At 67.3% G+C, this 13,063-nt stretch carries 9 protein-coding genes and 1 pseudogene; 1 reads left to right on the forward strand and 9 read right to left on the reverse strand.

From position 1 onward, the window contains the following. Nucleotides 1-55: 55 nt before the first annotated feature. The 9 genes from ACFWWR_RS04000 to ngcE all read right to left on the reverse strand — a co-directional run bounded on the left by ACFWWR_RS04000 (nt 56) and on the right by ngcE (nt 12,301). Nucleotides 56-1,579 (reverse strand): amino acid permease, encoded by a 1,524-nt coding sequence (locus ACFWWR_RS04000; RefSeq protein WP_383857570.1) that lies wholly within the window; start codon nt 1,577-1,579, stop codon nt 56-58. Between the two features lie 145 nt (nt 1,580-1,724). Beyond that, complete coding sequence (gene dxs / locus ACFWWR_RS04005) at nt 1,725-3,653, reverse strand: 1-deoxy-D-xylulose-5-phosphate synthase (protein WP_383857573.1); 1,929 nt, start codon at nt 3,651-3,653, stop codon at nt 1,725-1,727. Nucleotides 3,654-3,931: 278 nt separating this feature from the next. Then, a complete protein-coding gene (locus ACFWWR_RS04010; RefSeq protein ID WP_384301813.1) occupies nt 3,932-5,251 on the reverse strand; it encodes a sugar ABC transporter permease in 1,320 nt (439 codons plus the stop codon). Further along, nucleotides 5,248-6,039: an ATP-binding cassette domain-containing protein gene (locus tag ACFWWR_RS04015; RefSeq protein WP_063785996.1), complete on the reverse strand. Its 792-nt coding sequence runs from the start codon at nt 6,037-6,039 to the stop codon at nt 5,248-5,250. Before ACFWWR_RS04015 ends, ACFWWR_RS04010 begins: the two co-directional genes overlap by 4 nt. Before the next feature lie 335 nt (nt 6,040-6,374). Further along, nucleotides 6,375-7,460, reverse strand: a complete 1,086-nt coding sequence (locus tag ACFWWR_RS04020) for a sugar ABC transporter substrate-binding protein (RefSeq protein WP_383857789.1) — start codon at nt 7,458-7,460, stop codon at nt 6,375-6,377. Between the two features lie 132 nt (nt 7,461-7,592). Then, nucleotides 7,593-8,792, reverse strand: coding sequence for an ROK family protein (locus tag ACFWWR_RS04025; protein WP_383857580.1), 1,200 nt, complete (start codon nt 8,790-8,792; stop codon nt 7,593-7,595). A 183-nt stretch (nt 8,793-8,975) separates the two neighbouring features. Next, the gene (locus tag ACFWWR_RS04030) at nt 8,976-9,899 is read right to left on the reverse strand and encodes a carbohydrate ABC transporter permease (RefSeq protein ID WP_383857583.1); all 924 of its coding nucleotides are present in this window, start codon (nt 9,897-9,899) and stop codon (nt 8,976-8,978) included. 4 nt (nt 9,900-9,903) lie between these two features. Continuing rightward, on the reverse strand, nt 9,904-10,830 hold the full coding sequence (locus tag ACFWWR_RS04035) for a carbohydrate ABC transporter permease (protein ID WP_383857586.1): 927 nt from the start codon (nt 10,828-10,830) through the stop codon (nt 9,904-9,906). 16 nt (nt 10,831-10,846) lie between these two features. Then, the gene (gene ngcE / locus ACFWWR_RS04040) at nt 10,847-12,301 is read right to left on the reverse strand and encodes an N-acetylglucosamine/diacetylchitobiose ABC transporter substrate-binding protein (RefSeq protein ID WP_383857589.1); all 1,455 of its coding nucleotides are present in this window, start codon (nt 12,299-12,301) and stop codon (nt 10,847-10,849) included. Nucleotides 12,302-12,660: 359 nt separating this feature from the next. Between ngcE and ACFWWR_RS04045 the strand changes: the two are divergent. Next, nucleotides 12,661-12,962 (forward strand): annotated as a pseudogene (locus tag ACFWWR_RS04045) (hypothetical protein); the annotation flags it as partial. Nucleotides 12,963-13,063 lie beyond the last annotated feature (101 nt).

The raw sequence follows: 13,063 nt of genomic DNA on the forward strand, positions 1-13,063 counted from the left end.
CCGGTCCAGCCGGTCCAGCCGGTCCAGCGGGTCCAGCGGGTCCAGCGGGAAGGGTCTACCCCTCGGTCCCGTTCGGGGGCTTCGGGGCCTGGCCGGCCGGGCTCTCCTCGCGTAGTCCGAGACGGCTGTGCGAGCGGCCGTAGAGGAAGTACACGACGAAGCCGATCGCCATCCAGAGGGCGAACCGCAGCCAGGTCTCGGCGGGCAGGTTGAGCATCAGCCACAGCGAGGCGCACACCGACAGGATCGGGATGAACGGCACCCACGGGGTGCGGAAGGCCCGGTGCAGGTCGGGGCGGGACTTGCGGAGGATGATCACGCCGATCGCGACGACCACGAAGGCGAACAGCGTGCCGATGTTCACCAGCTCGGCGAGTTCGCTGAGGGGGGTGAAGCCCGCGAGGATCGCGATGAGCACACCCAGCAGGATCGTCGGCCGGTGCGGGGTCTTGAACCGCGGGTGGACCTGCGAGAAGAAGCGGGGCAGCAGTCCATCGCGGCTCATCGCGAAGAAGACGCGGGTCTGGCCCAGCAGCAGGATCATGCAGACGGTCGTGAGGCCGACGGCGGCGCCGAAGCTGATGAACCCCGCGAACCAGGGGTGTCCGGTGGCCTTGAAGGCGTCGGCGAGCGGGGCGGTCACGGACAGCTTGGTGTAGTGCTGCATGCCGGTCACCACGATCGACACCAGGACGTACAGCGTGGTGCAGATGATGAGGGAGCCGATGATGCCGCGGGGCATGTCCCGCTGCGGGTTCTTGGTCTCCTCGGCGGCCGTGGCCACGACGTCGAAGCCGATGAAGGCGAAGAAGACGACCGAGGCGGCGGTGAAGATGCCCATCACACCGAAGTTGGAGGGCGCCCAGCCGAACATCAGCTGGATGAGCGGGGACTGGAGACTGTCGCCCGCCGGCACCTCCTGCGCCTTCGGGACGAACGGGTCGTAGTTGCCGCTCTTGACGAAGAAGGCGCCGGCGACGATCACCGTCAGGACGACCGTCACCTTGATGGCGACGACCAGCGAGGTGACGCGCGCGGAGAGCTTGGTGCCGAGCACGAGGATGCCGGTGAGCACCAGGACGAGCGCGGCGGCGAGGATGTCGAAGCCGAATCCGTCGGCGCCGTCCCTGACGCCGAGCGCCTCGGGCAGGTGCCAGCCGGCGTTGTCCAGCAGCGAGGCGACGTAGCCGGACCAGCCGACGGCGACCACCGCGGTGCCGAGCGCGAACTCCAGGACCAGGTCCCAGCCGATGATCCAGGCGGGCAGTTCGCCGAGTGAGGCGTAGGAGAAGGTGTACGCCGAGCCGGCCACCGGGACCGTCGAGGCGAACTCGGCGTAGCAGAGCGCGGCGAGCGCGCAGACGACCCCGGCCACCGCGAAGGCCAGGGCGACGGCGGGACCGGCGTTGTTCTTGGCGACGGTGCCGGTCAGGACGAAGATGCCGGTGCCGATGATGACGCCGACGCCGAAGACGGTCAGGTCCAGCGCGGACAAGGACTTCTTGAGCGCGTGCTCTGGTTCCTCGGTATCGAGGATGGACTGCTCGACCTTCTTCGTCCGGAAGAGGGTGCTGCTCACGGGGTACCTCCCACGCTTGTCGTCCTCGACATGATCGAGAGGGGGCGTACTGCGTATGCCCCGGCGCGGGCGGATTCACGCCAATGGGCCGGTTCCACCACCCTTCGCGGTGGCGGAACCGGCCCATCCGGCCTACCTGCTGCGGCTAGTCGCGCGCGGGTTCCACCGCGTCGACCTCGGCCGCCGTGCCGCCGTACCGGCCGTCCAGCTTGGACACGAGGCCGGTGACCTGGCGGGCGATGTCGGGGGCGGTGAGTCCGATCTCCGCCATCACCTCGGCGCGGGAGGCGTGGTCGAGGAAGCGCGGCGGGATGCCGAAGTCGCGCAGCGGGACGTCGACTCCGGCGTCGCGCAGGGCCTGCGCGATCGTGGAACCGACGCCGCCGACGCGGGAGTTGTCCTCGACGGTGACGACCACGCGGTGCCGCTCGGCGAGCGGGGCCATGGCCTCGTCTACGGGCTTGACCCAGCGCGGGTCGACGACGGTGGTGGAGATGCCCTGCTTGTCGAGGAGGTTCGCGATCTCCAGGCACATGGGCGCCAGGGCGCCCACGGAGACGAGGAGCACGTCCGGGGTGTCGGTGCCGGGCTCGCGCAGCACGTCCATGCCTCCGACCCGCCCCACGGCGGGTACGGCGGGGCCGACGGCGCCCTTGGAGAAGCGGACCACGGTCGGCGCGTCGTCGACGGCGACGGCCTCGCGCAGCTGGGCGCGGACCTGGTCGGCGTCGCGCGGGGCGGCGAGCCTGAGGCCGGGCACGACCTGAAGGATCGACATGTCCCACATGCCGTTGTGGGAGGCGCCGTCGGTGCCGGTGACGCCGGCCCGGTCCAGGACGAAGGTCACACCGCACTTGTGGAGGGCGACGTCCATGAGGACCTGGTCGAAGGCACGGTTGAGGAAGGTGGCGTACACCGCGAACACCGGATGCACACCACCCGTGGCGAGGCCCGCCGCGGAGACGGCGGCGTGCTGCTCGGCGATGCCGACGTCGTAGACCCGCTCCGGGAAGGCCTTGGCGAACTTGTCGAGGCCGACCGGCTGCAGCATGGCGGCCGTGATCGCGACGATGTCCTCGCGCTCCTTGCCGAGCTTGACCATCTCCTCGCCGAACACGGAGGTCCAGTCGGCACCGGAGGTGGAAATCGGCAGGCCCGTGTCGGGGTGGATCTTGCCGACGGCGTGGAAGCGGTCCGCCTCGTCCTGGAGGGCGGGCTGGTAGCCGCGGCCCTTCTCGGTGAGGCAGTGCACGATGACGGGTCCGCCGAAGCGCTTGGCCCGGGCCAGCGCCGACTCCAGGGCCTCGATGTCGTGGCCGTCGATCGGACCGACGTACTTCAGGCCGAGGTCCTCGAACATGCCCTGCGGCGCGATGAAGTCCTTGAGGCCCTTCTTCGCCCCGTGGAGGGTCTCGTACAGCGGCCTTCCGACGACGGGCGTCCGCTCCAGCACCTCCTTGGTACGGGCGAGGAACCGCTCGTAGCCGTCGGTGGTCCGCAGGGTCGCGAGGTGGTTGGCGAGGCCGCCGATGGTCGGCGCGTACGACCGCTCGTTGTCGTTGACGACGATGACCAGCGGGCGGTCCTTGGCGTCGGCGATGTTGTTGAGCGCCTCCCAGGCCATACCGCCGGTCAGGGCACCGTCACCGATCACGGCGACCACGTGGTCGTCGCGTTTGAGGATCTGGTTGGCCTTGGCGATGCCGTCGGCCCAGCCGAGGACCGTGGAGGCGTGGCTGTTCTCGATGACGTCGTGCTCGGACTCGGCCTGCGAGGGGTAGCCGGAGAGGCCGCCCTTCATCTTCAGCTTCGAGAAGTCCTGACGGCCGGTGAGCAGCTTGTGCACATAGGACTGGTGGCCGGTGTCCCAGAGCACCTTGTCCTTGGGCGAGTCGAACACCCGGTGCATGGCGATGGTGAGCTCGACCACACCGAGGTTGGGGCCGAGGTGGCCGCCGGTCTTGGAGACGGCGTCGACGAGGAAGGTCCGGATCTCCTCGGCCAGCTGGTCCAGCTGCTCCAGGCTGAGCCGGTCCAGATCGCGCGGTCCCCTGATGCGGGTCAGCAGCGGCACCCGTGCCTCCTTGCAGTAGAGCTGTTGCCGGGCTTGTCGAGTCTAATGTTCCGCCTTCGGGGCCCGCGCCCGGGCGGTGCGTGGTACGTCACGCGATCGGCTGTACCCAGGTTGTGGCGTTCCTACGACACAACTGTGCCCGGCACCGCGATCGGTGCCGGGCACAGAGTTCTTTCAAGAGGCGCAACCGCATCGCCCCAGGGGCGCGGGGAACCGCGCGACCAGCCACAAACGGCCGGTCAGCCGCCAGAACACCGCACCCCCACGGCGCTTCCGCGCTATGCGCGACCCGCGGCCTTCTGACTCCTACGCGAGACGGAGTCGATGACCACCGCACCCAGCAGCACCGCGCCGGTGATCATGTACTGGATCGAGGTGTTCATGTTCAGCAGGTCCAGACCGGTCTGGATCGACTGGATGACCAGCATGCCCAGCAGCGCCGACCACACGGTGCCCCGCCCGCCGAACAGGCTGGTACCGCCGATGACCGCTGCCGCGATCGCCAGCATCAGCGTGTTGCCGCCACCGGCGTTCAGCGTCGCGCTCTGCGTCTGACCGGCGAAGAACATGCCGCCGATCGCCGCGAAGCCACCGGCGATGGAGAACACGGTGATACGGATCATGGACACGTTGATACCGGCACGGCGGGCGGCCTCGATGCCACCGCCGACCGCGAAGATCTTGCGGCCGTACGGGGTGCGGCGCAGCACGAAGTCCACGATCACCAGGGACGCGAGGAAGATCACCAGGGCGTTGGACACACCGGCGGCCTGGTTCAGGACGTAGGCGGAGACGAACGCGGCCAGCGCGAGGGCACCGACCCGCAGCGCGATCTCACTGGTGGGCCGGAAGGGCACACCGGCGGCCCGACGGCGGCGCTGGTCGATGAGCGAGCCGTAGAGCATGGAGGCGACACCGAGGCCGGCCAGCAGGTAGGCGCCGATGACGGCCTGGTCCATGAAGAACGAGCTCTGGCCGAAGAGGTGCACCGGACCCTCGTCCGGGATGTTGATGGTGCCGCTCTCGCCGAGCAGCCACAGCATCAGACCGTTCCAGCCGAGGAAGCCCGCCAGGGTCACCACGAAGGCCGGAACACCGATCCTGGCGAAGAACCAGCCGTGCAGGGCGCCGATGCCGACACCGGTGATCACGGTCAGCACCAGGGCCAGCCACGAGGTCACCCCGTGGTCGACCACGAAGACGGCGAACAGCGTGGACGCCAGGCCGCTGACGGAGCCGACGGACAGGTCGATCTCACCCAGCAGCAGCACGAACACCAGGCCGATGGCGAGCATGCCGGTGGCCGAGAGGTAGTAGCTGATGTTGGACAGGTTGTCGGCGCTGAGGAAACGGTCGTTCTGCAGCTGGAAGATCGTCCAGATGACGATCAGACCGATGACGACCGGCAGGGAGCCGAGCTCGCCGCCCTTCATCTTCCGCTTGAACTCGGTCAGGTAGCCCTTGAGGCCCTCTTCGCGGATCAGCAGACGCGGGTCGACTACGGTGACCGGAGCGGCCGTGGGGTCGTCGGCAGGGGCGACGGTGACCTGGGACGCCGACTCCGGATCCTTCTTCACGGTCTTGGACGTGTCACTCACTTTGCCGCCTCCGTGGTGCGTCGCCCGGCACGACGGGTCACGGCGTTGTCCGTGGCACCGGTGATCGCGGCGATGATCTCTTCGTGGGTGGTGTCCTTCACGGGGAAGGCTCCGTTGTTCTTGCCCAGGCGCAGCACGGCGACGGTGTCCGCGACCGCCTTGACGTCGGCCATGTTGTGGCTGATGAGGATGACGCCGAGGTTGCGCTCGCGCAGCCGCTCGACCAGGTCGAGGACCTGCGCGGTCTGCTCGACGCCCAGGGCGGCGGTGGGCTCGTCGAGGATGACGATCTTGGGGTCGCCGATCAGCGCGCGGGCGATGGCGACGACCTGACGCTGGCCGCCGGAGAGGCTGGCGATCGGGATGCGCACGCTCGGGATGCGGATGGAGAGGGTGCTCAGCAGCTCGCGAGCGTTCTTCTCCATCGTGACCTCGTCGATGACACCGCGGTGCAGCAGCTCACGGCCGAGGTAGAGGTTGCCGACGACGTCGAGGTTGTCGCACAGGGCGAGGTCCTGGTAGACGGTCGCGACGCCGAGTCCCTGGGCGTCGTGCGGCTTGTTGATGCTGACCGGCTTGCCGTCCCACTCGATGACGCCCTCATCGATGGGGTGCACGCCGGCGATCGTCTTGACCAAGGTGGACTTTCCTGCGCCGTTGTCGCCGACCAGGGCGACTACTTCTCCGGCGTGGACCTCCAGCTCGACGTCGGTGAGGGCCTGCACCGCACCGAATCGCTTGGAGACTCCGCGCAACGCCAGCACGGGCGTAGCGGACACGTGAACCATCTCCTTCGCCGCCTGACCGGCGGGGATGCCGCGCTTGTCGAAAGGCGCGGAGTGTTGTGCACAAGGCACTGGTTTACAAGATGAACATGCGCGCGGCCGATGCCTCTTGGCAACGGTTGAGCGGCGCCGGAGAGTGCGGGTACGTTTCCTCGCCCGCCGTGGCGGCGGCCGGTGCCGGTCCGTGCGTCTCGGGAGAGCGCCCGGAGGGCGGCGTGGGGGTGTTCCTGGACTTGTCCGGAGTCGCTCACGTCATGCTTCCGTCCGGCGCCCGCCCCGCAGCGGGGTGTGAAGGTGGGGCGGGCGCCGGACAGGCTCTGCATGCCGCTGTGCGGCTCTTACTCGAGACCGGCTGCCTTGCACTTGGCGGCGTAGTCCGCGGTGCAGATGTCGGCGACGGTGTAGAGCTTGTCCTTGACCACCGTGTCCTTGATGTTGTCGACGGTGACCGAGACCGGGGTCAGCAGCTGCGAGGGCACCTTGTCGCCGGAGCCGCTGGTCAGCGTCTCGGTGGCCAGGTCGTCGATGCTCTTGCCGTCGAGCAGGTTGACCGCGAGCTGGGCGGCCGCGTCGGCCTCCGGCTTGAAGGCCTTGTAGACGGTGCTGGACTGGGTGCCGGCGACGATGCGCTGGATACCGGCGAGCTCCGCGTCCTGACCGGTCAGCGGGATGCCGCTGATGCCGGCGCCCTTGAGGGCGGTCGCGATGCCACCGGCCATGCCGTCGTTGGCGGAGTAGACGCCCGCGATGTTCTTGGCGCCGAGCTGCGTGATGGCGGCCGACATCTTCTGGGCGGCGACCGTGTCCTTCCACAGACCCGACTGCTCGTAGGCGATGTCCACCTTGCCGTCGAGGGCCTTGTGGGCGCCTTCCTTGAACTGCGCGGCGTTCGGGTCGGCGTCGTCACCGTTGATCATGACGACCTTGGACTTCGGGGTCGCCTTGGAGCCGAGGGCGTCGACCAGGGCCTGGCCCTGGAGCTCGCCGACCTTGACGTTGTCGAAGGAGACGTACGCGGAGACCGGGCCCTGGGCCAGACGGTCGTACGCGATGACCTTGACGCCCTTGTCGACCGCGCTCTGGATCGAGGACTTGATCGCGGCGGAGTCCTGGGCGCTGATCACGATGACCTTGACGCCCTTGGTGATCATGCTGCTGACCTGCTGCGCCTGCTTGGCAGAGTCGGCCGCGGCGTTCGCGTACTCGACCTTGCAGTCGGAGCAGAGTTCGGCGACCTTGTCCTCGAAGTACGGCCTGTCGAACTTCTCGTAACGAGCGGTGACGTTGTCGGGAAGGAGCAGGCCGATCGACTTGCCGCCCGAGCCGCTGCTGCCGCTGTCCGAGTCGTCGTCGCCGGCCTTGCCACAAGCCGCCACCGAGACGGCGAGCGCCCCGATCGCTACAGCAACGGCGGTACGACGCATTCGCGTGTTCACTTTGTAACCTCCCTGACGAGGCCGCGTCGTTGCGGCCGAGGTGGCTGGAAGTCAACTCGGCCACGCGTGCGACGTCAAGAAGTAAATACTTAACGAGATGGCAACGGCGTCCTGCGTTCTCTAAGTGAAGACAGGCGTCGCGGCATGCAGCGTGCTGTCCAAAAGGGTCGAATCACCCATCTCGCTGAGCGCGAGGGCGAGTGCTCCGAGCACCTCCGCACGACCTCCAAGTGCCCCTGGAAGCACGGACAGTTGGCGAGCCGCACTGGGGATCGCATAGCGGCCGACGGACTCCCTGATGGGCCCGAGCACCAGCTCACCGGCCTCGGCGAGATCACCGCCCAGGACCACCCGGCTCGGGTTCAACAGATTGCAGAGATTGGCGACTCCACTGCCGATGTGTCGGCCTACGTCGGCGATCACCCGACGACAGCCTGGGTCTCCGTCCCGCGCCAACCGCACGACGCCTTCCATCGTCAGATCGGTCCCGTGGCTGGACTGGAGCAACGGCAGCACGTAGCGCGCGGCCGCGAAGGTCTCCAGGCAGCCCCGGTTTCCGCAACGGCAGACGGGGCCGGACTCGTCAAGTGTAATATGTCCGATTTCACCCGCAGTGCCACCGGGGCCGCGGTAGATCGTCCCGTTGATCACCAGGCCGGCCCCGACACCGCTGGCGACCTTGATGTACGCCAGGTCACGCACCCCCCGCCCACTGCCCCACACCAGCTCACCGAGGGCGCCGAGGTTGGCGTCGTTGTCCACGTGTACGGGTACGCCCAGGCGCCCGCGCAGCTCCTCGGCGGGCTTGGTGCCGATCCAGCCCGGCAGGATGGCGGAGGAGCCGAGCGTGCCGGACTCCAGGTCGATGGGGCCGGGTACGCCCAGACCCACACCGGCGATCTTCGACCGGTCGACGCCCGTCGCTGCGATCAGGCGATTGACCAGGTGTTCCGCCCGGTCGAAGCCCTGCGCCGAGGAGGCGTCCACGTCGAGCGGCTCGGACTCCTCGGCCAGCACCTGGTGGGCGAGGTTTCCGACCGCGACGCGCAAATGCGTGTGCCCGAAGTCGACACCGATGACGATCCCGGCGTCCCCGCTCAGGGAGACGCTGCGAGCCCGGCGGCCACCCGCCGACGTGGGCGTGACCTCGACCGTTCCGCCGTCCTTGAGTTCACGCACGATGTTGGAGACCGTCGCCGCGGACAGCCCCGTGGTCCGCGCGATCTCGGCTTGCGTGAGCGACCCGGCCAGCCGAACGGCCCGTACGACCCGCTCCAGGTTGGCTCGGTGCAGTGACGACTGCGACCCCGGAGTCTCCACGACGACCTCCTGCGCGCGGGACCGCTTCAATGGGGCCCCGTCTATGTCCAACTAGTGAACTCTAAGCTGAGCCGTTCGTGCTGCCTCCCGTCAAGAGGTTGAACCCACTCGCGTTCATGTACACAAACACGGCCGCCGCTTCCGGAAGATCCGGAAGCGGTCGCCGTACGGGTGGAGGGGCCGCTACTTCAGCGCCCCCGCGGTCAGTCCCTGCACCACCTGCCGCTGGAAGATGATGTACGCCGCGAGCACCGGCAGCATCGCCATCACCAGGCCCGCGAACAGTCCCGACCAGTCGCCCTTGTACCCCTGGCTGACCGCCAGCTGCACCAGGCCCTGGGTCAGGACGCGCTTGTCCGGGTCCGTGTTCAGCACCGTGGGCAGCATGTACTGGTTCCACTGCCCGAGGAAGTTGAAGATCCCCACGCTGATCAGACCGGGCTTGGCCATCGGCAGCATGATCTGGAAGAACGTCCGGGAGTGCGAGGCCCCGTCCACGAAGGCCGCCTCCGCCACCGAGGTCGGCAGGGTGCGGAAGAACGCGGTGAGGAAGAACACCGTGAACGGGAGCGAGTAGGCGATGTAGACCAGGATCAGGCCGTGGATCGTGTTCAGCAGGCCCATGTTGTTCACGACGTAGAACAGCGGGACCAGCGCCAGCATGATCGGGAAGCTCATGCCGCCGATGAACAGGTAGTAGATGAACCGGTTGCCCGGGAAGTCGAAGCGGGCCAGCACATAGGCCGCCATCGAGCCGAGCACCAGGGTCCCGATGAGCGAACCCCCCACCACCAGAATGGTGTTGAGGAAGTAGTCGCTCATGTTGGCCTCGGTCCAGGCCCGCGACCAGTTGTCGAAGTGCAGCCGGTCCGGCAGCGACCAGGGCGAGCCGAAGATGGCGCTGTCGTCCTTGAAGGACGTCATCACCGCCCACAGCAGCGGCAGTACGACCATGATCGCCCAGATGACCAGGATCCCGTGCGAGAAGACGTTGAGGGCGGTGCCCTGCTTCTTCTCCTTGCGGGGCGGGCCGGCCGGGACATCGACCTTGGCGACGGGAATGCCGGGCTCTGCCGGTACGGGGGCGGGGGTCTCGGTCGTCTTCATTCGATCAGTACTCCAGCCGCTCGCGCCGGCCCAGCCGCATCACGAGGGCGGCGAAGGCCAGCGTGACGACGAGAAGGGCGACGCCGATGGTGGTGGCATAGGCGGCCTGCCCGTCGCGGAACGCCTTCTGGTACACGTACAGGACCATGACGGTGGTCGAGTAGTCGGGGCCGCCCGGCCCGGTCGTCATGATCTGTACGACCGCGAACGACTCGGCGCCCAGGGCGAGGATGCCCATGTAGACCCAGCCGGACTGCACGGTGTCCCACAGCAGCGGCAGGGTGATCCGGAAGAACGTGGTGGCGCGGCCCGCCCCGTCGAGCAGTGCCGCCTCGTACAGGTCCGCCGGGATGGAGGCCATGCCGGCGGAGAAGAGGACCACGAAGAAGCCGACCGTGGACCACACGAGCACCGCCATCACGCACCACAGGGCCAGGCTCGGGTCACCCAGCCACAGGGGCTGGACGCTGTCGAGTCCGATGCCGCGCAGCAGTGAGTTGATGGCACCGCTGTCCGGGTTGTACGCGAAGGCGAACAGCAGGGCCACGATGGCGATCGAGAGCACCTGCGGGAAAAAGTAGACGATCTTGTAGAAGGAAGAGCCCCGGACTCCGGAAATCACCGGGCCGCCCTTCCTTCTCCGTCCGCCGACATTGATCATGAAGGCGAAGAACAACGCCAGACTGATCGTCACCAGCGGCAGCACGACCGCGAAAATCAAGCTGTGCTGCAAGGACTTCCAGAAGATCTCGTCGTCCAGCATCCTCCGGTAATTGTCCAGGCCGACCATCTTGAATTCGGGGCTCAGGCCGGTCCAGTCCGTGAACGAGTAGTAGATGGACTGGATGAACGGCCAGATCACGAATAGCGCGTACAGACCGAGGGGCAGTGCCAAAAACCCCACGATGAACCGGTACTTGCCGTGCTGCATCGCTTCTCCGGTCCGTTTACTGGTGCTTGTAGTGCTTGATCGAACTGTCCTTGGCCGTCTCGTCCGCGTAGGCCTGGATCTTCTTGATCGCCTCGGCCGGAGTGAGTCGGCCGGCCATCATCTCGCCGAGTCCGGACACCCCGATCTTCTCCTTCTGCAGCTGCACGTACCAGTCCTGCAGACGCGGATTCACCACGTTGTCGCCGGCCTTCTCCAGCGCCGCGACACCGGACTTGAGACCGGGGGTGAGGGTGATGCCGTCGGTGCCGCCGTTGTACGCGGTCAGCGACTTGACCTTGCTCGTGAAGTTCTTCGAGGACGCCTCGCTGAGCATGATGCGCAGCTGCTCCATGCCGCCCGTGCCGTTCTTCGCCTTGGCCGGGACGATGAAGGGCTCACCGCCGGAGGCCCAGATGGTGCCGAAGGGCATCTTGTCGGAGGAGTCGATGCCGGTGGGCGCGGAGACGGCGAGGTCGAAGTCGGCCGGGATGACGTTCGCCGACTCGTTCTCCACCCAGGAGCCGTTCGGGATGAACAGCGCCTTGCCCTTGGCCCACGCGGTCTGCGACTGGATGTGGTCCAGACCGGGTGTGCCCTTGAGGATGTAGCCCTTCTTGAAGAGCTCGTAGTAGGCCTCGAAACACGCCTTGACCGCCGGGTGCTTCCAGGCGTTCGGCTCCAGGTTGTCGATCGCGTCGAGGACTTCGACGCCGCCGACCTTGCCGATCATCGGGTACAGCGAGAAGGGGAGGTAGTACGGGTACTTGCCCGCGTACGTCCAGCCCGCGATGCCCTGCTTCTTTGCCTTCTCGCAGACCGCGAGCATCTCGTCCCAGGTCTCGGGATAGGTGGCGTCGAGCGAGTCCAGGGCCTTCTGCGAGTACCACACGCCGTACACCGTGTAGGCGTAGTACATGATCCAGACCGGGTCGCCGTCCAGCTGGCCCATCTCCACGATGCCGGGGCGCAGCGTGTCGCGGACCTTCTTGTTCGGGTCGTCGTAGGACGGGGCGTCGAGGAGCGGGGTGAGGTCGGTGAGCTGGTTCTTGCCGGCCAGGACGCCCATGTCCATCTGCTCGGCGCCGGAGTTGTCGATGAGGTCCGGCGGGGTGCCCTGGTTGAAGCGTGGCTGGAGGGTGGACTGGATTTTCTGGGTCGCGGAGAACTTCACCTTGGCCTCGGGGAAGTTCTTCTCGTAGATCTTCACGGCGTCCTCGGCGTACTCCTTGCCGAATCCGCCGTCGAACAGGACGAATTCCATCCCCGCGGTCTCGTTCACACCCAGCGGGTTCTTCTCGGTCTTCTTGCCGGCCTTGGCCTTGTCCCCGTTGTCGTCGCCGCCACTGCTGGCGCACGCGGACAGGAAGCTCATCGTGGGGACGGAGATCAGGCCCAGCGCGGCGGACCGCTTGATCAGATCGCGGCGGCCGACGCCACCGGTGCCGTTGTTCTCGGCGGAAGTGGATCCCATGCTCAAGTCCTCGCCTTCTCCAGGACTCAGGCGGTGTACCGGATCCTCCCGGGCACCGCGGTCAGGTCAAGCAGGTTCGTGCGGATCATGACGTGCGGATCGTGTGAATCGTCGACAGGTATAGTCCACTTCAGGTCAATGGAGCAAGATCGAATGCAAGGTTGACCGCGGGTCTTTCCCGAGTTGAGACCTCCCGGAAATATGAGCGACCTGTGCGCACCTTGCCTGAAAAATCCCTGACATAGAGCTCGAATACCACAGTCAAGACTCTTGACATCATGGGCCACAGGAGTCAGAGGCGATCCTTGCGCAGCGACATTGACAACGTTGTCCACGGCGCAGGGAGGGTGCCCGCGTCCGCCGTTCAGTTCTCCACAGCGGCAGCGAGTACCTGTCCGCCACGGCATGCTCTCGCTGGTCGACCGTGGCCCGAGTGCTCGCCCACCGCCAAGGCGGGCGCGGGATTCACCGGAAAGCGTGCACTGCGCTACGCCGGCCGGCGGACGGGCGGGCGTCCTCGTGCACCAAGGTCTTCGGCGTCGTCGGGGCCGTGGGCCGGGCGGCCCGGCTCACGTACCGGATCTTCCCATCGACGGCGGACGGCGACCGGGACGTCGACGCCACGACCGTCCGCGTCGACCTGACCGTCACCGACGGCACCCCCGAACGGGGAGGTTCCGGCACCACCGGCTGGTCCTCGACACGCAACCTGCCCTGGCCCAGGCGGAGTTGCCGGCCAGAATCCGCCACATCCCGGCAGTC

This window comes from Streptomyces sp. NPDC058678 (assembly GCF_042714835.1).
Taxonomy (GTDB): Bacteria; Actinomycetota; Actinomycetes; order Streptomycetales; family Streptomycetaceae; genus Streptomyces.

Excerpts from the sequence above, each read along its gene's own strand:
- ACFWWR_RS04015 (WP_063785996.1), bottom strand. The coding sequence starts at position 6,039 with ATGGTTCACGTGTCCGCTACGCCCGTGCTGGCGTTGCGCGGAGTCTCC.
- ACFWWR_RS04020 (WP_383857789.1), bottom strand. The coding sequence starts at position 7,460 with ATGCGTCGTACCGCCGTTGCTGTAGCGATCGGGGCGCTCGCCGTCTCG.
- ngcE (WP_383857589.1), bottom strand. The coding sequence starts at position 12,301 with ATGGGATCCACTTCCGCCGAGAACAACGGCACCGGTGGCGTCGGCCGC.
- ACFWWR_RS04030 (WP_383857583.1), bottom strand. The coding sequence starts at position 9,899 with ATGAAGACGACCGAGACCCCCGCCCCCGTACCGGCAGAGCCCGGCATT.
- ACFWWR_RS04035 (WP_383857586.1), bottom strand. The coding sequence starts at position 10,830 with ATGCAGCACGGCAAGTACCGGTTCATCGTGGGGTTTTTGGCACTGCCC.